General features: G+C 60.5%; 1 protein-coding gene. It reads left to right on the forward strand.

All coding sequences use genetic code 11. The annotated features are described in order from the left end of the window. Positions 1–49 precede the first annotated feature (49 nt). Positions 50–613, forward strand: a 564-nt coding sequence (locus ACK4TH_RS12905) for a hypothetical protein (protein ID WP_409627016.1), incomplete at its 3' end; no start/stop codon positions are given.

Genomic DNA, 613 nt, shown 5'->3' on the forward strand with positions numbered 1-613 from the left:
GCACTAGCTGGCGGTGGCTACGAATACGGCAAACTGAAAGGCTGGTAACATGCCTACCCTTCCGATTATCACCAGCCAGAGCAACGCCAATTCGCTGGCATCACGCGGTACGCCGGGCGTGCCGCGTATCAACCCGCGTGCGTTTGATACCGGCGCGGGCGATACCGCTGCGGCGATACAGGGCGTCGGCAACAAACTTATGAAGATCGCCACGGAAAAGGCGGATCAAGAAACACGTCTGCGCAACAATGAGCGTATCGCCGAGTTCATGGCGCAGAACGATCCCACGCCGCTGCTGCTGGACATCCAGGCCAACGAGCCCCTGGAGGCTATCGGCCAGCGCACGCAAGAACGGCTGACACAATGGATCGACCAAACGACCGGGTCAATCGAAGACCCGGCCATGCGCAGCAGCATACGCACGGCTTATCTGTCAAAGGTGCCGCAGTATACCGCGCAGGCTACGCAGTTCGGCGCGGCACGCAGCGCCGATACCGTGTACGCCAACGCTTTGGCCAAGGCTGACCCTACGCCTTTGCTGCTGAGCGTCGAAAGCGAAGTACCGGCCAACGGCGCGGGCCTTTATGAGACATCGCGCAACAAGCTATCGGAA

The sequence above is a fragment of the Tepidimonas sp. genome, assembly GCF_046292505.1.
Classification (GTDB): domain Bacteria; phylum Pseudomonadota; class Gammaproteobacteria; order Burkholderiales; family Burkholderiaceae_C; genus Tepidimonas.